30 protein-coding genes are annotated in these 22,128 nt (G+C 37.8%); 7 read left to right on the top strand and 23 right to left on the bottom strand.

Translation table 11 applies throughout. The features are described from left to right. Positions 1 to 18: 18 nt before the first annotated feature. From BK580_RS23495 to BK580_RS04055, 17 genes are all read right to left on the bottom strand, one after another. Positions 19 to 174 carry a DUF6011 domain-containing protein gene (locus BK580_RS23495; protein ID WP_169864801.1) on the bottom strand — a complete coding sequence of 52 codons (156 nt, stop codon included), beginning with the start codon at positions 172 to 174 and terminating at the stop codon, positions 19 to 21. Then, a complete protein-coding gene (gene fbpA, locus BK580_RS04125) occupies positions 171 to 362 on the bottom strand; it encodes a Fur-regulated basic protein FbpA (protein ID WP_078379133.1) in 192 nt (63 codons plus the stop codon). The genes BK580_RS23495 and fbpA overlap by 4 nt, the downstream gene beginning before the upstream one ends. A gap of 13 nt (positions 363 to 375) precedes the next feature. Next, a complete protein-coding gene (locus BK580_RS04120; RefSeq protein WP_078382632.1) occupies positions 376 to 1,200 on the bottom strand; it encodes an ATP-binding protein in 825 nt (274 codons plus the stop codon). Beyond that, positions 1,121 to 2,140, bottom strand: coding sequence for a replication protein (locus BK580_RS04115; RefSeq protein WP_078379132.1), 1,020 nt, complete (start codon positions 2,138 to 2,140; stop codon positions 1,121 to 1,123). Before BK580_RS04115 ends, BK580_RS04120 begins: the two co-directional genes overlap by 80 nt. Positions 2,141 to 2,168: 28 nt before the next feature. Next, positions 2,169 to 2,291, bottom strand: a complete 123-nt coding sequence (locus BK580_RS24005) for a hypothetical protein (protein ID WP_268877363.1) — start codon at positions 2,289 to 2,291, stop codon at positions 2,169 to 2,171. A 52-nt stretch (positions 2,292 to 2,343) separates the two neighbouring features. After that, positions 2,344 to 3,045, bottom strand: a complete 702-nt coding sequence (locus tag BK580_RS04105) for an MBL fold metallo-hydrolase (protein WP_078379130.1) — start codon at positions 3,043 to 3,045, stop codon at positions 2,344 to 2,346. Beyond that, positions 3,038 to 3,556 (bottom strand): hypothetical protein, encoded by a 519-nt coding sequence (locus BK580_RS04100; protein WP_078379129.1) that lies wholly within the window; start codon positions 3,554 to 3,556, stop codon positions 3,038 to 3,040. The genes BK580_RS04105 and BK580_RS04100 overlap by 8 nt, the downstream gene beginning before the upstream one ends. Before the next feature lie 47 nt (positions 3,557 to 3,603). Then, on the bottom strand, positions 3,604 to 4,503 hold the full coding sequence (locus BK580_RS04095) for a recombinase RecT (RefSeq protein WP_078379128.1): 900 nt from the start codon (positions 4,501 to 4,503) through the stop codon (positions 3,604 to 3,606). Beyond that, complete coding sequence (locus BK580_RS04090) at positions 4,500 to 4,712, bottom strand: hypothetical protein (protein ID WP_078379127.1); 213 nt, start codon at positions 4,710 to 4,712, stop codon at positions 4,500 to 4,502. The genes BK580_RS04095 and BK580_RS04090 overlap by 4 nt, the downstream gene beginning before the upstream one ends. After that, the gene (locus BK580_RS04085) at positions 4,703 to 6,778 is read right to left on the bottom strand and encodes an AAA family ATPase (RefSeq protein WP_078379126.1); all 2,076 of its coding nucleotides are present in this window, start codon (positions 6,776 to 6,778) and stop codon (positions 4,703 to 4,705) included. The genes BK580_RS04090 and BK580_RS04085 overlap by 10 nt, the downstream gene beginning before the upstream one ends. After that, positions 6,778 to 6,942, bottom strand: coding sequence for a hypothetical protein (locus BK580_RS23490; protein ID WP_169864798.1), 165 nt, complete (start codon positions 6,940 to 6,942; stop codon positions 6,778 to 6,780). The genes BK580_RS04085 and BK580_RS23490 overlap by 1 nt, the downstream gene beginning before the upstream one ends. A 408-nt stretch (positions 6,943 to 7,350) precedes the next feature. Beyond that, positions 7,351 to 7,626, bottom strand: coding sequence for a hypothetical protein (locus BK580_RS04080; protein WP_078379125.1), 276 nt, complete (start codon positions 7,624 to 7,626; stop codon positions 7,351 to 7,353). Next, the gene (locus tag BK580_RS04075) at positions 7,617 to 7,880 is read right to left on the bottom strand and encodes a helix-turn-helix domain-containing protein (protein WP_078379124.1); all 264 of its coding nucleotides are present in this window, start codon (positions 7,878 to 7,880) and stop codon (positions 7,617 to 7,619) included. The genes BK580_RS04080 and BK580_RS04075 overlap by 10 nt, the downstream gene beginning before the upstream one ends. Before the next feature lie 113 nt (positions 7,881 to 7,993). Beyond that, positions 7,994 to 8,698, bottom strand: a complete 705-nt coding sequence (locus BK580_RS04070) for an ORF6N domain-containing protein (RefSeq protein ID WP_078379123.1) — start codon at positions 8,696 to 8,698, stop codon at positions 7,994 to 7,996. Positions 8,699 to 8,744: 46 nt separating this feature from the next. Continuing rightward, entirely contained in the window at positions 8,745 to 9,050 is a 306-nt protein-coding gene (locus tag BK580_RS04065) for a hypothetical protein (RefSeq protein WP_078379122.1), read from the bottom strand. Then, positions 9,051 to 9,377, bottom strand: coding sequence for a hypothetical protein (locus BK580_RS04060; protein ID WP_235863989.1), 327 nt, complete (start codon positions 9,375 to 9,377; stop codon positions 9,051 to 9,053). It lies immediately after the preceding gene. A gap of 12 nt (positions 9,378 to 9,389) precedes the next feature. Next, positions 9,390 to 9,617 carry a helix-turn-helix transcriptional regulator gene (locus tag BK580_RS04055; protein ID WP_235863988.1) on the bottom strand — a complete coding sequence of 76 codons (228 nt, stop codon included), beginning with the start codon at positions 9,615 to 9,617 and terminating at the stop codon, positions 9,390 to 9,392. A 122-nt stretch (positions 9,618 to 9,739) separates the two neighbouring features. Between BK580_RS04055 and BK580_RS23275 the strand changes: the two genes are divergently transcribed. The 5 genes from BK580_RS23275 (at position 9,740) to BK580_RS04030 (ending at position 13,530) form a co-directional block, all read left to right on the top strand. After that, on the top strand, positions 9,740 to 10,174 hold the full coding sequence (locus BK580_RS23275) for a helix-turn-helix domain-containing protein (RefSeq protein WP_139364836.1): 435 nt from the start codon (positions 9,740 to 9,742) through the stop codon (positions 10,172 to 10,174). 53 nt (positions 10,175 to 10,227) lie between these two features. Next, positions 10,228 to 10,809: an ImmA/IrrE family metallo-endopeptidase gene (locus tag BK580_RS04045; RefSeq protein ID WP_078379120.1), complete on the top strand. Its 582-nt coding sequence runs from the start codon at positions 10,228 to 10,230 to the stop codon at positions 10,807 to 10,809. A gap of 71 nt (positions 10,810 to 10,880) precedes the next feature. Next, entirely contained in the window at positions 10,881 to 11,435 is a 555-nt protein-coding gene (locus tag BK580_RS23870) for an SHOCT domain-containing protein (RefSeq protein WP_078379119.1), read from the top strand. Between the two features lie 28 nt (positions 11,436 to 11,463). Continuing rightward, on the top strand, positions 11,464 to 12,204 hold the full coding sequence (locus tag BK580_RS24140) for an excalibur calcium-binding domain-containing protein (RefSeq protein WP_078379118.1): 741 nt from the start codon (positions 11,464 to 11,466) through the stop codon (positions 12,202 to 12,204). Positions 12,205 to 12,354: 150 nt separating this feature from the next. Next, a complete protein-coding gene (locus BK580_RS04030) occupies positions 12,355 to 13,530 on the top strand; it encodes a tyrosine-type recombinase/integrase (protein WP_078379117.1) in 1,176 nt (391 codons plus the stop codon). A 222-nt stretch (positions 13,531 to 13,752) separates the two neighbouring features. On the opposite strand, the gene BK580_RS04025 is transcribed toward BK580_RS04030, so the two are convergent. Further along, complete coding sequence (locus tag BK580_RS04025; RefSeq protein WP_078382630.1) at positions 13,753 to 14,082, bottom strand: YuzD family protein; 330 nt, start codon at positions 14,080 to 14,082, stop codon at positions 13,753 to 13,755. Positions 14,083 to 14,242: 160 nt separating this feature from the next. Here BK580_RS04025 and BK580_RS04020 point away from each other — a divergent pair, with 160 nt between their 5' ends. Then, the gene (locus tag BK580_RS04020; RefSeq protein WP_078379116.1) at positions 14,243 to 14,479 is read left to right on the top strand and encodes a NifU family protein; all 237 of its coding nucleotides are present in this window, start codon (positions 14,243 to 14,245) and stop codon (positions 14,477 to 14,479) included. A gap of 82 nt (positions 14,480 to 14,561) precedes the next feature. Here the strand turns inward: BK580_RS04020 and thrB are convergent, their stop codons facing one another. The 3 genes from thrB to BK580_RS04005 are packed head-to-tail and all read right to left on the bottom strand — an operon-like array spanning position 14,562 to position 17,820. Continuing rightward, on the bottom strand, positions 14,562 to 15,473 hold the full coding sequence (thrB, locus tag BK580_RS04015; protein WP_078379115.1) for a homoserine kinase: 912 nt from the start codon (positions 15,471 to 15,473) through the stop codon (positions 14,562 to 14,564). Further along, positions 15,470 to 16,525 (bottom strand): threonine synthase, encoded by a 1,056-nt coding sequence (gene thrC, locus BK580_RS04010; RefSeq protein ID WP_078379114.1) that lies wholly within the window; start codon positions 16,523 to 16,525, stop codon positions 15,470 to 15,472. The genes thrB and thrC overlap by 4 nt, the downstream gene beginning before the upstream one ends. Beyond that, on the bottom strand, positions 16,522 to 17,820 hold the full coding sequence (locus tag BK580_RS04005; protein ID WP_078379113.1) for a homoserine dehydrogenase: 1,299 nt from the start codon (positions 17,818 to 17,820) through the stop codon (positions 16,522 to 16,524). The genes thrC and BK580_RS04005 overlap by 4 nt, the downstream gene beginning before the upstream one ends. A gap of 248 nt (positions 17,821 to 18,068) precedes the next feature. Here BK580_RS04005 and BK580_RS04000 point away from each other — a divergent pair, with 248 nt between their 5' ends. Then, entirely contained in the window at positions 18,069 to 19,769 is a 1,701-nt protein-coding gene (locus BK580_RS04000) for a DUF2207 domain-containing protein (RefSeq protein WP_078379112.1), read from the top strand. Positions 19,770 to 19,928: 159 nt separating this feature from the next. Here BK580_RS04000 and BK580_RS03995 read toward each other — a convergent pair whose 3' ends face one another. Further along, positions 19,929 to 20,909, bottom strand: a complete 981-nt coding sequence (locus tag BK580_RS03995) for a 2-hydroxyacid dehydrogenase (RefSeq protein ID WP_078379111.1) — start codon at positions 20,907 to 20,909, stop codon at positions 19,929 to 19,931. A gap of 114 nt (positions 20,910 to 21,023) precedes the next feature. Further along, entirely contained in the window at positions 21,024 to 22,031 is a 1,008-nt protein-coding gene (gene yutH / locus BK580_RS03990; RefSeq protein WP_078379110.1) for a spore coat putative kinase YutH, read from the bottom strand. Positions 22,032 to 22,128 lie beyond the last annotated feature (97 nt).

The raw sequence follows: 22,128 nt of genomic DNA, 5'->3' as shown, positions 1-22,128 counted from the left end.
GTTTCTACCTCTCTCAAATTATTTGATTACTAGGACCGTTTCTTCTGTAAAAGATAACTGCCCCTCAGGAGGCTCATTTTCTCGCTCCTGCTCCTTCTTAGCACAAACTGGACCAATACCCCTCTCGATACTCTTCTTGCTCTTTAGCGGTCTGTTACAAATCGGACAAATCACTTGTATTCCTCCCTCGTTAGCTCTCTACCAATCTCGCATTTTACTCTGATATGAATCCGTTCCAAATCTGATAGATTTAATTCATAGAGTTGCTTCCCCTTGTTGGTTTTGAAGTATCCATATTTCATAAGCTGGTCGATTAAGTATTTCTTCCGTTCTTCTCTTTTCTGCCTTAGCAATGTACTCATGTTGCTCTCCTTTCTAGCTTGGTGCTCCTACTAATCTATGATTTAGCTGCTTGCGATCTCCTTTGATGACTACTGTATAGTCCTGGCACATTTGATAGATTCGTGTGCCTAGTGCTTCATCGATGTCGCAGAGCTCGTCTACCGTTTTTTCCGATGACATCATGATTGGCCGGTGATTAAGGTAGCGATAATTAATTACCGCAAACATCTGCTCCAACTGAAACGGTGTTGGATAATCGCGACCTTTGAATAAGTCATCTATGAAGAGCACGCCCACTCTTTTCATTTTCGTGAGCTTTTCTTCTAACAGGTTGAAATCGTCCTTCAGGTCATTGAATCCTTCGACGAAGGGGAAATACAAGACACTGACTTGCTTTTTCTGAATTAGGTTGTTAGCAAGTGCAGTTAGTAAATGCGTCTTTCCTGAACCTGGTTGCCCCAGTAAGCTAATGCTGTTACATCTTGCCTTACGGATCCTATCGAAATCTTTGTAGTAATCGATGGCGCATTGATAAGCGTCTTGGACCAATTCATGCTTGTCCGCTACGTTAAAGCTAGAGAAGGTCATGCTTTTAAACTCATTGGTTATTTCACTGAATTTCATGAGGTGATCCGATTGTCTTTTCTTAGCGCAAACACAATCGATTAACGTTTCTATCTTCTTCGGCAGTCCGGACGCCCATAACTTAGGGGTACCATCACCTTCTAATTCAGGAACGCTTTTTAGGATAAAGCCCTTATCTTTACAAGAAGGGCAATCATATTGACTTTCTCTTCCCAAGTCTTCCGACCTGACCTCCTGTGATCGAATCATTGCTTTTTTCTGTAGATCGGACATCACCTCTGCGATACTGGTGAACTTTTGCTCCATTGTTGGCCCCTCCATTAGCTAATTTTTCATCAAACTTTTTGTTATAAGCTTTTACTGCTTCCAAGCTATAGAGCTCCAAGTTGTGTAAGTCATTAAGAATTTTTGCTATATACTTTGCAGGGTTTTTAGGGATTTGTTTTTTTGCCCTGTGAATCACCTCGATGATGATTTCCTCCGGTTCCGTGAATTGACTTTCGTCACTATCAATCCAGTGAGTAAAATCAGCTATCAATAAAGCAGGAGGATAACCAAAAGCTTTTTCATATTCAATGAAATAATTTTGTGGCATCTTATCATCATCCTTATCATCATCTATCTCTTTTATCTTTAAATAAATATCTTTAATACTATCTTTAAGGACCTCTTCGCTCTTACTCTCCCAAGTGTTTCCGAGGTCTTGCAGTAAGTGTTTTACTAACTCCGAAGTTAGTAATTTACTAACTTTTACCCCTAAATTAGTTAGTGTTTTACTAACTAGGTTTTCTAAGTCAGTTAGTGTTTTACTAACTTCTCCACCTTGATTAGTTAGTGTTTCACTAACTTTTTTTCTCAAATTTTGGTGGATTATTTGGTCAAATCTGTCCTTGTCAAATCCCTTTGAAGGAGTAATTTGCCACTTATCATAATCCTTATTTATGGAAAAAATCATGTCTTTTTCATCCCAATTTATGACTCCGCATTCCCTCAAAAACTTTAATTCTTTCTTAATATCAACCTTGTTGATTCCGGCAGTTTCAAAGAAATTATATTTTTCTATGAAACAATCTTTTCGGTGGCAGCCATACGAAAGACGGATGATGAAATGCAGGACAGCCAGCTGCCTCTTTGAAAAATCTCTCCTAATGATTTCGTTCATCAGCTCTGTTGCAAGCCTTAAATAGCCTTTCTCTAGTTGTACATCAGCCATCCATCATCATCCCTCCTCTTGTGGATTATTAACTATCTATCGGTTTAATAATTGCTTGCATTCCATTGATCTTCACTAGCTCGTAACCATAAAAATAGACAGTTACATAGCCTTTTACATATCGTTTAAATAACTCTGCTCTATTCGGCATACCCTCCGTCATCCAGACATAGCATTGAGGGATAGAGACTTGCATTTGCATGTTATGGGACATAGACTCTACGACCAGTTAATGCCATGATTTCCTCTTTAAAGAGCTCTGCGTTGCTGTTACTGTCGCTCAAATGTAGCAACCAGATCTCTTGCACCTTCGATAAATCATTTGCCTTTAAGAACTCTTTTACGTTTTCTAGGCTAAAATGGGAACGTATTAGACGCTTCTTCATAACAGCTGGCACGAATCCTTCCAGTATGTTTTGATTAAGTATCTCCATGGAGTAGTTACACTCCACAGCGAGTATGTTTACGCCCTCAAACTTGTATTTAACGTAATACGTGTCAGTAACGAAAAGTAATTTTTCATCATCCTCATTTGCCAACAAGAAGCCAAGAGGATCCTCTGTATCATGTTGAATATCAAAAGGTAAAATAGTCCAGGTACCGATTCGAAATTGTTCCAGAGCCTTTATTTCTTTGAATCGATGGCTAGCGACCTTTAACGCATTCATGGTTCCGAGGGATGTATAAACATCGATTCCTGCCTTCATGATATCCTTAACTCCCCTTGCGTGGTCGCCGTGATTGTGACTGAGTAAGCACCCTTCTATCTCTGAAATTTTAAAGTTAAGGGCACGTTGAATTTCTTTGTAGGAAAGGCCGCACTCTATCATTAGCTTAGTTTTACCATCAGTAACGGTATAAAGATTTCCTTTGCTACTGCTAGCATGTGTCTTGAATTCAATCATCAACTTTCACCGCATGGATCCGCTTATTCTTTGCTTGCTCTGCTTTAGGAATCCACTCACAATTAGCTGGTTCATAATTCCCAAAAGGGTCTTTTCTTTCAATTGTCAAATGCTCCTCATAGCCGTTGTTGATTGCCCATACATAGAAAGTTTCAAAATCATGCCATTCATCACAAACTCTTACCCCTTTTGCACCATAATCTTTGTAAGATTTTCTGTTCTTGTTGTAACAGCGTCCCTTCATACCGTTCCAGATACCGTGTAATCTTGTTCCGGTTAATCCGTGTGTTTTTCTGTGTTTAATCAAAGCTTTAACAGATGCGCAACCACAAGATTTTGTGTGTTCATTTCTTAGATATTCAAGGCGAACTGTTGTTTCTTGCCCACATTCACATTTGCATAAAATCATTCGTTTTTTTCGTTTTTTGTAAATAACAGAATCAACTTCTTTAATGACTGTTAATAAGCCAAAGTTTTGTCCAAAGGATATCTCTATTTTTCTTAAAGCCAATATTCAACACTCCTTTTGTTTTCAAGGGGAAGATTGTCTCCCCCCAATCACCAGCTAGGACCTGCAGAATCCTGGTTTTGCGTCCCCTGATGAACTTCTTCCTTGTCTTTCGGAACGTCAATGATTTCTGGTTGCTTTTTCAAATGTTCACTTCTTTCAATATCAATTACTTCTTGATTAGCCTTTTCTTCAATTTCCTTTTGTGCAGCGTACTCTGGATTAATCTCTTTTCGCTCATCTTCATACTCATTTTCTGTCGATTTATTGATTGCATCGACTAGTAGATCACTATCATCTGATGTGTTAATGAAAGCTTTTGCAGCACGATTGATAACCGTACGTTTCGCCATTTCCTGAGGGAATTTCTTGTGTACCGACTGTTGTGTTTTCGATTGCCCCCATGCTGCATTAATCTCTTTCTTGGTCATAACTGTCAGTAGTTCCTCATCTTCGCTGGTTTTGACCACTGCATAAGCTCCTAAAATATCGTTATCTCGATTCGGAAATTTTGTTTCATGCTTTAATAATTTTTCACGACCACCTGCAACTTCGTAATCGAACACATCACCATCAAATATCACATTTGCCCAGATATCCTTAACATTAGTAAGGCGTTTAAGTACTGCCTGTGTACCAAAATAAGAACGATTAAGTTGTAGTTGGTTCCCATAAACGATGAAATAGCACTGCGTTTTAGCTGGGCTTAAACCTTGGACAACCATATCTAGTAGAGAGTTAGCAATCGATTCTCTGGTACAAACTTCTACCGCAGGCTTACCAGCCTTATCTTTCACTTCCCGCAGTTTGAAAAAAGCACTCTTTAAAGCGTTGCTCGCATTGTAATTAGGAGGCAGGACTAAACCGTCGTCCTGCAACCTTGTTAAGCTCCTGTTTACATCGTCCGTAATATCTTTCTGGATGATGGATAATTGATTTTGATTACTCATTTAATCTCCTCCGTATCTCTCAACTTATAAAGCTTCTTGACTTGTGCAATGGGATAAATATAGTCATCTGCGTACTGATCATAGATACGTCCCTGCGGAAACATATCCCTAATAGCTTGTTCAATTTGTTTCTCCGTTGGGTAGGAATCATAGAATTTCCTAGTCGGAAGCCCATTAATTTCGATAGTGAAGGAGATGTCTAGTGGCACAAGATAGCCTCCCTATTTGGATACTCCACTCTTAACCTACTGTTCTTTTCATTCCATGCTTTCGCTGCCGTTTCATAGCTACCACTCTCTTTAATAAGTGCGTCCTGCGCTGACTTATCCAGCTCTTCGAAACTTGGTGGCTTAATCAGTTGAATGATTTGGCTATCCATTTTAGGAAGACTTGCTTCTGTGATCGACTCGGCGTTATCGATAAAGATGACTGGCGAGATTCCATAGTGTTCGGATAACGTTGAAATGATATCTAATCCGACTACAATACGATGACCGTTGTTTAATCCAGTTGAATACGGAACACCGTTGTACAAAGTCTCACATGTTTCTAAAAGGCCACCGTTGATTTGTTGATCAAATAATTTAAAGCGAGCATATTTGAATTTGGAGTTAATCTTCTCTTCTAGAAGGTTCACTTTAGTACGAATGAACTCTTCTGTTAGATAGAGCTCCTGCTCCAGCTTTTCAAACTCGGCAGCTAGGTGCTTCTCTTGATCCATTAGTTCTTCAATACGTTTTTCCGATTGATCTACTACCGAAAACTTCGCTATATCTGCCTGTAGATTTACTCGAGTGATTTTAAGTTGTCGAATCTCTTCTTCTACTTCTTGAATTTCAGTTCGCGCAGATAGTCGAAATTTGTCTAATTCGCTTGTTTTATCGAATTTTTCTTGAAGTTTTGTCGCATAGGATGGATTATCCATGATGTCTATAACAGTACTTTCAATGACTTTCAGCTGTTCATTCAGCTTCTCTAAACGTTCTTGCTTTTCAACGATTTGTTTGCCAATCAACTCGTACTCTTTTGCTAGCTTTTCATTTTTTTCTAGCAACTCTTCCTTGCTTCCTTTTTCTCTTTTTCCAGCAGTATCGATGTTTTCTAGCATTCTACTTTTACTTAAATTGAATTGAGCTAAAGCCTTTTCTCTGGTAGCAGATACTTGTTCTTTTGGGAGCTCCTGACCGCATGTAGGGCACTCGCATTCGTCGTTGTGTACAAACTCCTGGTCATTAACCTCAGCCCATTCAACGCGTAATTTTTGTAGCCTCTTATCTAAAGAGTCAATATTGTCATCGTTAAATCGCTTCTGCTGTCTTAGGTTCGACTGCTTGGATTCGAGCAAAGATATATTAGAAGTCTCCTCCTGAATTTGCGCCTTCAACATATACAGATCATCCTTAGAACCAGCTTCGTGAGCTTGTTTAATCTCTAGAAGCTCCAGTTCTATTTCTTGGATTTCTCGTTGTTTTAGAGAAATGGCATTGCCGTTACGGATGTTGCTAATAAGATCCTGTTTCTCATCAATCTCAGAGGTTAATTTTGCAATTTGAGCCTCTAACTCTTGTTTATTTAACCCCTCCAAGTCAGGAAGGTTACGCTTAACTTCATCGATTCTAATGGGGATATCTTCCCTCTTTTCGTTAATCTCAGAACGTTTAGCAGCGATTACTTTGCGGTGATTTTCGATTGTACGTCCCTGTAAGATGACAGGGAGCTTTGCTAATTCCTTATTGGATGCAATCACTTCTTCTTCCGTTATGTCTCCGCAGATTTCCAACAAAGTCGCTCTACGCTTCTGCCAATGGATTTGCTCGTTAAAATACGTGGGACTCGTAAGTAATTTGAATAACTCCTCATCAACAAGACTTACTACCTTGTCGGTATATTCTTTCTTTTTAGATGGAACCTCATCGATGTAATAATCCGTAGTGTGGCCTGAAAAAAGTTTCTCTGCACTTCCACGTTTTTTTGTCCATTTCTCAGAATAGATTTTACGAAGGGTTAACTCTACGTCATCCACTAGGAAGGTTGCCTCTACCTCATGTTCTAGACCATGTAGCACTTTGCCATCCTTTATGGTTTTAATAGAAAAATCCTTTTTGTTTTGACTATCTTTATCAAAAAGCAACCAATCAAAAGCATCTTTTAAGGTTGTTTTACCAGTTCCGTTATCACCGAACGCTTTTGCGTTTTCTCCTCGAAGGTCAAAGGAGAAAGATTCAACACCTTTGAAATTTTTCAACTTTAATCCCAACAATAAGATTCTTTTCATCAAGCAGTAGCTCCCTTCTTGCCCAGTTCAAAATATTTATTGAATTGATCCTTAGATTTGAATTGAAATACTGGGAGCCCATTAGGCTTAATTAAGATTTGACCACCAGACTTTGCTAAGCGTTGTTGGTCGAATTTGTTACCGCTAAATACTAGTTCGATCATGAATATCTCTCCTCCTAATTGAAATATTGAGGTGATTACGGTAATATAAAGACAAGTTAATTTATGTAATCACCAGTTATGGCTCGTGTTCCAGCACGCGCCATTTTTATTTAGATTTAACATAGCGACTCCTTTCTAGTGCTTTGTCGCACTGTCTTGACCAGGAAGGAAGGTCGTATCGAGGGGGATCTCTACATTCAACCCTCCTAGCCAAGACGGCAAGACAAAACATTGCCGAACATACGTGTGTATGTTAAAATTAAGTTGTTCGTATTAGTAGTTGAGCAGTGAGCTAACCCTATTAGCTTGCTGCTTTTTTTGTTTCGATTTTTAATAAAACCTGCTTTTCGAAATTTGTAAGTGCTAACCAATGCTTTACTTGAATTTTCAATGCTTGTCCCTCCCTCTCTATGAAATGCATCTTGTTACCATCGCTATATCAATTCCACGACTAGTCAACTCTTCAACTGTTCGTTCTAGGCGATCGTAGTTCTCTTTCCTACTTTGTAACCTTTCGAGTTCCGTTAATGAATTTAAGTAATCTACTGCAGTAAGCTTTGCTTCTTTTAAATCTCCAGCAGTTAATTTTTCTTCCATCCTACATATACAAGCTTTGGCTGCTTTATATTCGAGCAAAGCGTTCTGCACATCTTTTTGGAGAAACTCCCCTGTTTTTATGGCCATGTAATTATCCCCCCTGCCAACATAGATAAAGCTTGAATTAATGTATTTACATCTACCCCGCATAACATTGCTGCTACTGCCTCTGGTGCTCTTGTGGCTTGAAACCATCTAATGGCATCTGCTAATTTCAATTCTAAGTTGTCGTTTTCAAGTCTTGATACAGCACTTCGAGATAAGAATATCTGCTCTGCTAACTCTTCTTGACTGAATCCCGCTTTAACTCTCAATTGGCGGAGGATTTTTCCGAATGACATCGAAATCACCTCCTCCCTGTGCAATAACTGCACATGTGCAAATATTGGTCAGATTTTCCACTAAAGAACTATTAAAATTTATATATGAAGGAACTAGGTTGTTTCGGCGCTACCTATGAAACTTTCCGAGGGATCCAGTTTTCTATGTATCTCAACGCTGACTGGAGCTCTTTTCGTTTTACGTCTTTATAGCTTGCAACTCCGAATCTATCTTTTATTTCTCGATAGAGTTCTTTAAACAATCTAGCAGCTTCTTTTTTATCAGCAGTACATTGATAGACTTTGTGAGCCACACCTTTTTGTAATCGACGTTGCTCTCCGTGATCTAGCGTGATTTGCTGTTCGACTTTGTGATTAACATGCGTGATAAGCTTTTTAAGTTCTTCCTGTTCTTTGACAATGGACTCATGACCTTCTACCAGGTCTGCAGTGGTCCTCAATACTGTGACAAGGGCTTTGTCTTTTGACAGAGGAACGACTTTGTTTTCCCTAATGTGGTAGTATTCATCTACTAACATTTCGTAAGCATCCCAAGCTAAATCAGTATTTAATGACTTGGCGTGCAACCAAGCGCCTTTTTCAGTCCAAAGGTACAAAACAGATGTGAATTTTAGGCTGTCGTCAATTTGACGTGACCCTTTAAATGCCTTTAACTCTTCCCCAGTTAAAGCATAGTAGTGTTTACCTTGAATGTATCTTTCTGCATTTCTTTGAAAGTTTCTATTAATGATTTTGGTGTCCGTTCCAAATGATTCTGCAAGGTGCGCTGTGTTCAGTAAACGTTGACCATTAATTTCAATAGGTTGTAGATGTTTCATCCTTATTCCTCCCTTAGGGCTTGTCTCTCTAAAAAAGGTGAAGCAATTACATGTAGCGTAATTTAATTGCTTCTAAACAAAGCTTTTTATTAGAATCATCCAGATAGTCCATGTCGCCTAAATTAACTTTGTGACGCTCGTTGAATAAGTGAAGTGCTAGTTTCAACGCGAATTTCTCACTTTGTGACCAAGGACCAGCTATTTTTCTTAAGGATCCGACCTTTATCGTTCCTTCTTTTAAATCGAAATATTTCGTGTTAAATACCTGATTAAGCTTATAGTGATTCTGAAACAAATGAATGGTACCGCGCCAATAGCGATCGTTAAGTAAATAGGCTGGGATTTTGCTCAATTAGATAACCTCCCTATTAAAGTAATTTGTATTTTTATCCACCCACGTTGAATTACTAGATATCCAACTAAATACTTGCTCTCTGGGGTATCTCGCGCGAACATCCTTCAATTTAGGAAACGTGGGAATGGCAATAATTTTATTTACTGTAGATTTCTCAACTTGAAAAACCTTTACAAGATGGTCTTTCGTTAGAACTTCTGGATAACTAAACGTTTTTCTAGCATCTTCTACTCCTTGTTCATAAGCAGACTTAATTAATTTCTCTAGTCGCCCCTTAAGAAACTCGGATTCTAATTGATCGAAAGTTATCGTGGTTTCCGGCAAGAGAAACACCTCCTATGCGGTGCTTGATTTTTGTAAACCTTGTATAACATCACTAGTAAAAAAAATATCTCTAGGATCCTTATTCAACGCTGAAGCAATATCAAGTAACAAAACCCCGGATGGCTCCTGGCCATGTAACTCTATATTGGTAATTGTTTGACGGGTAGTTTTAGCTCTACGGGCTAACTCTGATACAGACATCCCGACAGCTGATCTTATATCTCTTAGTCTGTTATTCATGTATAACACCTCCTTGAATATAATGTAACACATGGATAACACAACCGTCAAGCATGATTTACAACAAATTTATTTATTTTTGATTTACAATAATGTAAAGTATGTATTACAGGTGATGAAAAATGGAGAAATTAGGAGATTTAATTAAAAATCTTAGAGGTAAAGAGTCTTTAAGAGACGCCTCTAAAAAAATTGGTATTAGCCATACATATTTAGACACCATAGAAAAGGGATTTGATAAGAGATCTGGTAAACCGGTAAAACCAACACCGGAAACTTTGGAGCTTATATCTAATGCCTATAGTTATCCTTATGACGAGTTAATGAAGAATGCTGGATATCTTAAGGAAGATATTACACTCTACAAAGTTACAGACAAAGTGTTACTCTCTCCTGAAGATTTAAAAGTACTCGATGAAATAAAAAAGCATCCTGTATTGTTCCATGAACTAGCAAATGCACCCGAGAAAAAAATTAAACAGCTTATCAAAATGTGGGAAGTCATCAAAATGGATATGAATGAAGACGACGAGCATAATGATATTATCGAAGATTAATAATTACTGCCTATTTACTGGCGGTTTTTATTTAACCAAGGACTGTGAAAATTATGCATCTAAGTAAATTACTTCAATCCTCAATTTCTGATTGCTGGGAAGAACGAGCTAATAAAGTTCTGTCCAACTTTAATTTTTCCAATCCAGATGAAATTGACATGTACCAGATATGTTGGAAATACGGTGTAAAGATAAAGCCTTTGGACATGCATTTTTTTGACGGAGAAATCAATGGTGGAATAAAAGCTATGTCTTTTCCAAAAGAAAAAGGTCGACGTGGTGTAATATATCTACTTCCTAATCTAGACCCGTTAGAAAAAAAGGTAATTCTTGCTGAGGAGTTTTGTCATTGTTATTCACATCACATTTCACAAATCTCTTCTAATGATAGTTTAATAGCAAAAACTGAAGCACAAGCTAAACGAATGGCCGCCTATTTACTTATGCCTAACAAGTTTCTAAAAAACGCTTATTCTGCAGCTGAAGAAGAAGCTGTAATGATTTCGGATATCGCAGACTACTTTGTAGTATCGGAAGAATTTGCTCATTACAGGTTACGACTTATATTTGACCGTCAAGTAGATGGATTTGGAATGGTCAAAGGAAAATTAGGAAGTATTGAGTGGATTTATTAAATCCCATTTTTTTATTTTATTAATAGTACTTTTTACACATTACATTATTACTAATAAGGAGGAATAAGAACATGGGTTTTAAAAGGTGGTTAAAAGAAGGGTTTAATGACCTATTAAAAAAACAAGTAAAACTATCTGTTATAAGTGGAGCTAATCAAATTTTTGCCATTAATGCAAAAAACATTACGATGAAGGAAGTTAATGAGGAAGGCGAAGTTACTTTTGGAACTGATAAAACTTATTACTTTATGGGAGTGGATTGGGGAGAGTCTTCTACACGAAACGTAGGTAAGGCTGCTGCTGGCGCAATAGTAGGTGGGGTTCTAACTGGAGGAGTAGGTGCTGTAGTCGGAGCTGCTGTTGGGGGTAAAAAGAAAGACAACTCCAAAGCAATCATTACATTACTAGAAAAAGAGACTAAAAGAAAAATATTATTACATATCCACTGTGATCAAGATAAATTACAAGAAATCAGCGCTTTTCCCATTGCAAATATAGAATCTACAAATGATATTCTTACTCAAAGTGTAGCAGACGAAATATCCAAATTCAAAAAACTCCTAGATGAGGGGGTGATTACGCAGGAAGAGTTTGAAAAGAAAAAACAAGAATTGTTAGGTTTGTAAAAATTCAACCTATTGGGGGCAATTATTAATGTTTGACTTGGGTGTTCTATTACTTCTCGTTTCATTTATTTATCTAGCTTTTCATTTCATTAACAAGATTAAAAATAAAGAAAGAAAATTTTCAAATAAGATTTACTTTTCATTATTAATTGGAAGCTTGACGCTGCTTTTCATGTTCACTCCTCCTGATGACGTTTCCCAAGAACAGCTTAAAACAGCAACAGTTGAAAATGAAGAGTTGAAAACTGAGAATACTGAACTACATACTAAGAACAAAGAAATCTCATCTCAAGTAGAGGCTCTAAAGAAGACAAACGACAAGCTAACCACTGACATCGAGACGTTAACTGCTGAGAAAGAGAATAACGAAAAAGCAATGGCGGATATGAAAAATCAATCCACCAATTTCGAAACAGAAAAAGAGACACTACATAAACAAATTTCTGAATTAGAAGAGAAGAATAAATCGTTAGAAGAAAAAATCAGTAGCTTAGAAAGTCAACTTGCAAGTAAAGCTGCTCCTCCAGCTACAGCATCAACTAATAATACAACATCAAGTTCATCTAATACGAGTTCAAATACTAGCAGCAATAGTTCTGGCTCTTCCGGTACCACAAATACTTCCAATGAAACTACCTCTTCTGGAGGGACAGAATACTTCCAGAACTGTACCGAACTAAGAAAAACATATCCAGCCGGTGTACCTAGTTCTCATCCAGCTTATCAAAAGAAAATGGATAGAGATAAAGATGGTTGGGCTTGTGAGTAACTAATTTCAACAAGAACATGTACATATAATGTCTAATTAATATGAAAAGCGCACATTTGTGGGCTTTTCTTAAACACTAAAAACCGAACGTATATTCTATTTTATTGTTGATATCTTCGAAAAAAACAAAATATCGGGAGTGGTAATTGAATGCACTTCAGGGAAGTTAAATTAAAAAAAGGGAAGACAATAGAGGCCTTATCAGACACATTGAAGGATCCTGTGAGTGGAAGAAGACGCCAAGTGTCTGCCCGAGGGAAAACAAAAAAAGAAGCAAAGGCCAATTTAGAAAAGAAGTTGAATGAAATAGAAGATTATGGCCTTCTTACTGGAAAAACCTCAAAAATAACATTTGCGGAACTCGCTTCTTTTTGGCTCGAAGCAAATAAAAGGAATTTAAAAATAAGTGCCCATAGATCGCAAGTTTACCATGTGAAGCGTTTTGGAAAATACATTGCTCACATCGGAGTAAGTAAAATATCTAGAGCAATGTATCAAAAAGTAATTATCAGCATGCAAAACGATGGATACTCAAGAAATACCATCGTTAATGCTCACACTTGCGCCAAAAAAATATTCTTGCACGCCATTATTAACAACATAATTAAAGAATCACCTGCCGATTTTGCAGTTATTCCAAAAAAGATACTTACTATAGAAGAAATTGAGAATAATGAGGTAGAAGAAAAATATCTGGAACACAGTGAATTAAAAGAATTCCTAACTATGGTAGAAGAACGTGGTTTATTTAATGACCTTGAAATGTTCTACCTCTTATCTTTCAGTGGTATGAGGATAGGAGAAGTATGCGCGTTAAAAGAAAGTGATATTATTTTCTTTAGCAATGAGATTTCCATATCTAAAACTATCTATAATATAGATGGAAAAATGGACGAATATCAATTATTAACTCCAAAAACTGAAAAATCCATTAGAACTATTTCTATTGATCCAAAGATAATAGATATGTTAAAAAAACTGAGTAAACGACAAAAAGAAAGAAAAATGGCGATGAGAGATCAATGGCATGATGCTGGTTTTGTATTTACCAGAGATAATGGATTTCCTCTATCGCCAAGATTTGTGCATTACAGATTGAAAAGGTATGAAAAATGGGTTACTTTTAATAAGAAGTTACACCCACACATTTTCAGGCATACGCATACATCGATGCTAGCCGAAGCTAAAGCATCTCTGCCGGCGATCATGAAGCGACTGGGACATGCCGATGGAAAAATCACTACACAAATTTATACCCATGTAACAAAAAAGATGCAATCACAAGTTGATGATGGATTATCGAAAATCCTCAATAATATGCTTTAAAAATAGAAAAGCTTTTAAAGTGTTGGGTTAATGTTGGGTTTTATTAAGAATTAACTTAGAAACAGGGTGTTAAACCTTGGTATCGAAGGGTTTTGATAATATTTTATGAGGTATAAGTATCATAATGGGTAACTAAATAGAAAAGTATATAGAGGAGGCTGTCCAAATGTGGACAGCCTCCTTTCTACTTATCATTTCTTTTTTCATCCCCATGGTACGGATTTATGAAGCTACATATCCGTACTTTTCCATTTCTGCATATACTGCTTTTAGTTTAGGGTTTCCCTCTCCAACAATTTCACCATTAATGACGACAACTGGATAAAACATGTCTTCTTCCACTACTCGAATTGCAAATTCCTTTTTTTTCTCCTCACAATTTTCAGGATTGAAAATATCTATATAAGAGATAGTAAATGGCTGGTTTGGATATTTTCTAGAAACCGCTGCTTGTAACCACTCATATGTTTCCTTTGATGAAGGCAGGTTTACACAGCTTGGACAAAGCACCTCAGTACCGTAGATTGTTATTTCCACCGGATTTGTTGACATAGTTGCACCTCTATTTCTCGCATTTTCTTTTATTTTATCGTAAAACGCTTTCTTTTTCATAATTTAATTTATAATTTCCTAAAAACACCCAAAGCAAGGCAATAGATTTTTTATAAATTTCCCTTTATAATATAAGTATGTAAGGAAAGGAGCTAAAAAAATGTCTAACCCAGAAATTAATGAGCAAGTACAGGAAGTTTTAGATAAATTACGTCCATTTCTGCTTCGTGACGGTGGAGATTGTGAGCTTGTAGATGTTGAGGATGGAATTGTAAAGCTACGTCTATTAGGCGCTTGTGGTTCTTGCCCAAGTTCTACTATTACGCTAAAAGCTGGAATTGAGCGTGCATTATTAGAAGAAGTACCAGGTATTATCGAAGTAGAACAAGTATTTTAATTAGAAATGTGGAGCCTGGCATTGTCAGCTCCAATTAGAAAAACCGGGAAAGGCGAAAAGCCAATCCCGTTTTTTTATATACTTATACACAACAATAAATATTGGAATGAACTTCACTACCGACCTGACTAATTTCTAAGAGCTCGACCTTGTATTCTGGAAATTCTGAGCTTAACTCATTCTGTACCGTTCTTCCTTTTCCTCGCTCACAAAAGCAAATAACAGTGGGACCTGCACCACTTATAGTTACGCCAAACGATCCAGCTCTCTTGGCAGCTTCACGTAACTGAGGAAGTTTGGGAAATAACTTTTGGCGATAAGGCTCATGAAAGACATCACTTTCCATCATTTTTCCTACTAGCTTCCAATCCTTCATAAACAACCCACCTAGTAATACATTTGCATGGCTACTGCCTAATACCGCTTCTTTAAAAGAAAGTTTATCAGGCAACAGCTGTCTAGCGTCCTTTGTTTTTCCTTCAAAATCAGGAACTACCACTACCATTTCCAGATCTGTGACTGGCAATTTCACATATTCCCATTGACCATTTTTGTAGGTTGAAACAACTAGTCCTCCATATAGAGAGGCGGCTACATTATCTGCATGGCCTTCAAAACGTGCTGCTAGTTGAAGTTTCTCGTCTGGAGAAAGTTTCTTATCACAAAGGATATTCATGATTTCAATAGCTCCAACAATCGCAGCGGCACTACTTCCGAGGCCACGAGCAAGCGGGATTTCACTCATAATATGCACATGTGCTGGGGGAGCTTCTACATTCCAAAGCTTTTGCAATTCAGAGCAAACCGTAAGTAAAATATTATCCTCCTCACTAATTAAAAGCGGAGGTACGCTCGTAAATCTCCAATTTTCGGCATATTGCACAAATAGGGTGACATATTTCGTTACAGCAAGACCAATAGAATCAAAGCCTGGTCCTAAGTTAGCTGAACTACCAGGTACCTTAATCACATAACCACTTTTATACTCCTTCATATCGATACTCCATCGAAGGATTGCATTAATTGGTTATAACCCGCAATGTACCGAACCTCAACATTTGCATGTTCTGTCGCAGTGACTGGATCCTTTAGACCATTTCCCGTTAGAACAGCAACTACTCTTTTTCCCTTCGCTATTTCCCCACTTTGTAAGTGTTTTAGGACACCAGCAATCGATGCACAAGAGGCTGGCTCTGCAAAAACTCCTTCTGTTTTAGCTAGCAATTGATAAGCATTTACCATTTCATCATCTGTTACGAAATCTATTTTTCCCTTCGATTCTTTTTCCGCACGAACCGCATGCTCCCAGCTTGCTGGGTTGCCAATTCGAATCGCAGTTGCTATCGTTTCGGGGTTAGAAATTACGCGATTCTGAACGATCGCCGCCGCTCCTTCGGCTTCAAAGCCTCGCATTTGTGGTAATCCAGTTTGAAAATGCTTATGATACTCCTGAAACCCTCGCCAATATGCTGTAATATTACCAGCATTTCCAACAGGTAAAGCGAGCACATCTGGTGCTCTTCCTAGCTGGTCACACACTTCGAATGCAGCCGTTTTTTGTCCTTCAATACGGTAAGGATTAAGAGAATTCACTAATGTGATTGGGAGTTCTTCTGAGAGTCTTCGAACTAAGCTCAACGCTTCGTCAAAATTTCCCTCTAAAGAATAAATTTCCGCTCCATACATAACTGCTTGTGCTAATTTGCCCTGAGCAATTTTTCCTTCTGGAATTACTACGATACATTTCAAGCCAGCTCTAGCAGCATAAGCAGCCGCAGAGGCCGAGGTATTTCCAGTTGATGCACAGACAATTGTTGTACTTCCTTCTTCCTTTGCTTTTGCTACTGCTAATGCCATTCCTCTATCTTTAAAGGAACCTGTTGGATTGGCACCTTCTACTTTCGCATGCAGTTCTATGCCTAATTGGTTAGAGAGATTTTCTAAAAACAAAAGAGGTGTATGCCCCTCTTGAAGTGTCACATTCGGTGTTTTTTCACTGACAGGAAGAAATTTGCTATACTTTTCTACTAAACCGTTCCATCTCATACTGCCACTTCTCCCTCCACACGGTAGCTGCTTTTAATTTCTTTGACCATTGACATGCTTGCTAGTTCTTCTAGAAGATTTTCATATTTTTGTAAGGATGCATGATGGGTAACTACTACAACCTCTGCTAATGCTTCTTCCCTTAATGGCAGTTGTAAGATTTTTTCGAAGCTCACTCCCTTGTTAGAAAAGAGATTCGTAATATGAGAGAGTACACCTACCTCATCCTTTACATGAACTCTGAGAAAATGCTTTGCGAATATTTCATCCTTTTCTTTTAGCGTCTTGCTAAATTGAGGAGTAACCATGCTTTTACCATTTACTCCAAGCCTCATATTTTTCATAACCCCAACAAGGTCAGATACTACCGCAGTAGCTGTCGGAAGACTACCTGCCCCAGGCCCATAAAACATCGTTTCTCCTACAGCCTCACCATAGACATATACTGCATTATATTCATTCTGTACACTAGCTAATGGGTGTGCCTGTGGCAATAAAGTAGGTCCTACACTGACTTCTACTTTTTCTTTATCGCGATCAGCAATACCAATTAGTTTCATTGTATATCCGAGCTTTTTGCTATATTCCAAATCTTCTTCCGTAATAGAAGAGATGCCCCTTACCTGTACATCTTTTAATTCTATATTCATAGAAAAGCCAAGTGTAGCAAGGATTGCCATCTTTCTAGCAGCATCAATTCCCTCTACGTCTGATGTGGGATCTGCTTCTGCAAAGCCAAGAGCTTGTGCTTTTTGTAAAACCTCCTCATAAGATGAACCCTCATTGTTCATTTTTGTAAGGATGAAATTGGTTGTACCGTTAACAATCCCCATCATTTTGGTAATTCGATCTGAAGCAAGACCATCTACTAAGCTCCTTAAAATTGGAATTCCTCCTGCGACACTTGCCTCGTAAAATAAATCACAATTATATTCTGCAGCAGTTGCGAGGAGCTCCGAACCATGAACCGCCATTAAATCTTTATTAGCCGTTACTACATGCTTCCGATTCTTCAAGGCCCGTAAAATATAATGTCTGGCCTCCTCCACTCCTCCCATCACCTCGATGACAACATCTATCGCCGGATCATCTAGTACCTCTTCTGCATGTAGGGTTAATAGCTCTGGGTTTATATCCACCATCCGCTCCTTATGTAAATCTTTCACTAACGCCTTTCTTACCTCTACCGGACAGCCTACTTGATGCATCAACTTATCTTGATGGTTCTCTACAATCTTCACTACACCACAACCAACAGTCCCCAAACCAAGTAGCCCAACGGAAATCACCTTCACAAACAATCACTCCTTATTTTGGGTTCCAGCCCCACTGTATTCTCTAAAAATACATTTGTTCTTCTATAATGGACATTATAGGTTGGTTTGAAGCTCATGACAAGAGGTTTTTTTCTTGTGTTTCAGTTGTAAGCGTTTACTATATTGGCGCTGTAAGAAATAATTTTTTGGGGAATTCTAAAGAGAAGGTGATTATTGAAACTTTTTTGCTAAGGTTTCGTATTACATAGTAGAAAGAGGTGTTTTGTATGAAGTTAAAATGGTTTATTCCTACGTTACTATTGACGTTATTCTTTCTGCTTCCCACTCAAGCTTCGGCAGTAGAATTCTCTATTACAAATGTGCATATTAACGCTTACTTACAAGAAAATGGGAATGTTAAAATCGAAGAAACTCATACCTATCAATTTAATGGCGAGTTTAATGGAATTACAAGGGAGTTAATTCCCAAAACTGGAACGGAAATTATTCAATTGGAAGCTTCAGAAAACGAGAATATATTAAAAATAGAAAAAGATAAAACGCTCTACCGCATTTATCGTTCAGGAGAAGATGAAACAATCACAGTAACCATTCGATATACTATCGTTAACGGTGTCGATGTTTATCCAGATGTCTCCGAATTCTACTGGCCGTTTTTTGATAAAAGTAATAAATCGGACTATGAAAATCTGTCCATAACGATTCATCCTCCACAAGCATCCGATAAGGTAATTGCTTTTGGTTATGATGAAGCCTTCGGAAAGGAAACTATAGCTTCCGAGGGAATTGTTCATTTTGACTTTGGCTATGTCTCCAAAAAAGAAAATGGAGATATTCGAGTTGTCTATCCTTCCCAGCTTTTTAGCTCTGCGCCACTAGCCTCTGAGAAACTAATGGAGAAGGCAATTTTACAAGAGCAGGAAAAGGGTATCGCAACGGCTTTGAATAGAGAAGAAAATCGTGAATTGCTTTCTACTATTTCCAGTATATTATTACCTGTGTTTGCAATTATTTTAGGGATTCTTATGACTTTTACATGGATCAAAGCTAGAAGTTTAAAGCGGAGGATACTTCAAGAACTTGCAGGTGTCACTGGTACTCCTAAGCAATACATGAGTTTACCTGCAACCATTTTATTTACCAATTACCACCTTCCACCCCAAGCTATTGCGGCTGCATTGCTTGATTTAGTTAGGCTAGGTTATGTAAAAAAACTTTCTAACAATAGTTTTCAACTAATCAATCGCAACGTCACAGAAACACATCAAGATATCTTAATTAAGTGGTTGTTCGATGAAATAGGTGCGGATAATGAATTTAGCTTTAAAAATTTGGACGAATATATGAAGAATAAGAAAAATCATACCAAATTTACAAAGTATCAATCTATGTGGGTTCAAGCAATTACAAAAGAAGTAAACGAACGTGAGCTTTATGAAAAGAAAACGACCTATCGAATGTTAATAGGCTTCTCTAGCTTAATTCTTATCCCGTTTCTTTTCTTTTTCCCAGTATACGGATTATTTGTATCATTCTTCTTTACAATTGTTCTATTCTTAACAGTTATCATTTACGCCATTTCGTATAGGCCTCGAACAGAAACAGGAGCAAGGGTTTTTCTTGAATGGTCTTTACTTAAAAAGAACTTTCCTTCCCTTTCTCAGGATGATTGGGACTTGTGGACAGAAGATGAAAAAATGCGTGCCTTCATCTATGCGTTAGGTTTAAACGAGAAAAAGATGCAAAAGAAAAATGAAAAGCTGGTTTCAATTTTCCAAAAGCCGGTAGATCATGCTCAATCGACTTCCTTTTCTGGTATCAATATAACGACACTTATCCTATTAGCTAGCATTGCTTCCCCTGGCTTTTCCACTGCAAGCAATACAGCCACTCAAAGTGGATCTAGCTCCTTCTCAGGAGGAGGAGCCGGTGCTGGTGGAGGCGGCGGTGGTTCTGGCGCATTTTAAAGATTGGCTTTGTTTAAGGACGGTGTTTAAACATAGCCTATAGATTAATAACATTTGAAAAGCCATGAAACTCTTGTTGAAGAGATTCATGGCTTTTCGTATACTAAGCTTTATTCTTAATGCGGGCTAGATAATTTCAGTTAGTACAACTGTATAGAGTTATCTTCCCCACTCCCGATTCACTAAAGTCTTGGGTCTTTTATCATTTAGCACCGCAATAATATTATCGCGACACAGTTCCATCATTATCGTTCTCGTCTCCACGCTTGCACTACCGATATGTGGTAGAGCAACTACTTGAGGCAATTTTAACAGTGGATGATCAGCTCCAATTGGTTCTTGATAAAACACATCTAATCCTGCTCCAGCAATTTCTTTCTTGGAGAGCGCATCTATCAATGCCGTTTCATCCACTACCTGCCCTCTTCCGACATTGACAAAGATGCTAGAGGGCTTCATACGCTTAAAGGCATCAGCATCAAAAAGGTGCTTCGTTTCCTCCGTTAATGGAGTCAGGCAAACAACATAATCTGCTTCCGTCAATAGCTCGTCAAATGAGCAATACATTGCTCCTAGTTCATTTTCCGCAACATCATTCCTACTTCTATTATGGTAAAGTATCTCCATTCCAAAGCCTTTCGCACGTCTTGCAACGGCTTGACCGATCTTCCCCATACCAACAATTCCAATCGTTTTATGGTGAACGTCTGATCCTGCTAAAAGGTAAGGACTCCAACTTTGCCAATTTCCTTCTTTTACATAGGTTTCCGCTTCCGTTAATCTTCTCGCAGTAGCTAACATTAATCCGAATGTAAGATCTGCAGTCGTTTCTGTCAGAACATCTGGTGTATTACATACTGCTATTCCTTGTTCAGTAGCAACCTTTACATCGATATTATCAAATCCAACCGCTAAATTTGCGATTACCTTTAAATTCGGCGCTTGTGTTAGTAATGCTTGATCCACGGAATCTGATAACATTGTTAATAAAGCATCTGCTTTATTTGCTTCTTTTAATAATACTTCACGGGGGACTGCTTCGCTTTCGCTATTCCAACTATGAACTTCTGCTATTTCCATTAAAGGGGCTAGAACTTCCTCGGAAATCTTTCTAGTAATAAATACATATGGCTTGGACATTTGCTACACTCCTTGCAGTAAGTAAGGGTTATCTATTGCTACGATTACTAGATATTTTATCACTGTTTCCCCTTTTCTTACATACCTATATAGAGAATTACCCATAAAATATCTTTATTTCTTAACCCATTCCAATATAGGAATTCCATAAGTTTTAGCTGGTACTCCGACAAGATCATAGAAGTTTCCTAAGATTTGTTCGTATGTCGTGGAGGCATTCAAGATACCTCGTAATCGTTCTTCATGCCATTTTTTATCAGCAATTGGACCGCTTGTGTAATAATCTTCCACACACTCAAAATAATGAACTGGAAATACAAGTCGGGCATATAACAATCTCCAGGAAAAACTAGATAGAGGAGATACTTCTTCATAATCCTTCATAAAAGTTTGGATTTGTATCGTATTCATATCTTTTCCTTTCCTACATTCTGCTCGAATCCATTCTGAAATATCTCTCGAAGCATGATCGAAAATCCAATCTGTTGGCAGCTTCATCCACTGTGATTGTTGCCAAGTTAAATTGGTGAATCGATGATGACAAAGTGTAGCAGCATCATTGACCATTGGGCTATCGTCTAATTCGGTATCCACTAAATATTGAATAGCGTTTTCTGTTAATCCTAAATAATAAGGAAAAGATTCTACAAATAATGTATCAAACATATCCACTGGATTACTTCTTATTTTTTCTCGAAAAAAGTGTTCCATTTGGTCTATTCTTTTTACCCATAAACTTTTCCACTGACCAATGCGGTTGATGGAGGTTACCTTTGCGGGAAAGCCTCTCCCGTTACTATGAAACAAAGCCAATTCCTTACCGACCACTAATTTCCTTGAGCTATAATCATAGGGCATGCGAAAAAGTGCCATTTTTCTTCCTTCTATTTCGGTTGTGTAAGATTCACTTTTATTTTTCACAAAAGAACTAACATAAATATCTTGATGAGCGCGTATCATATAGTCACTTAACTTTTGTAACTCTTCTATCTCCGCTTCCTCAAAATGACCAACCGGTACTAATATGTACAGCACTCGGTTTGCCCAAAAAGCATCATAATGTCGAACCTTTTGCTTTCTTTCCACCCTTAACTCATATTGTTCATAGATTATCTGTTTCAATTTTGCTCCTCCTTCCCTCTAGTACCAAATATATGAGTAGAGGAAAGAAAACTTGTTAAGATGTTGCATTTAACAATAAGAAAGCCATTTCGCTCCC

The sequence above is a fragment of the Sutcliffiella halmapala genome (assembly GCF_002019665.1).
GTDB classification, from domain to species: Bacteria; Bacillota; Bacilli; order Bacillales; family Bacillaceae_I; genus Sutcliffiella_A; species Sutcliffiella_A halmapala.
The sequence above is the reverse complement of the archived record's forward strand: the minus strand, read 5'-3'. Positions and strand labels throughout refer to the sequence as shown.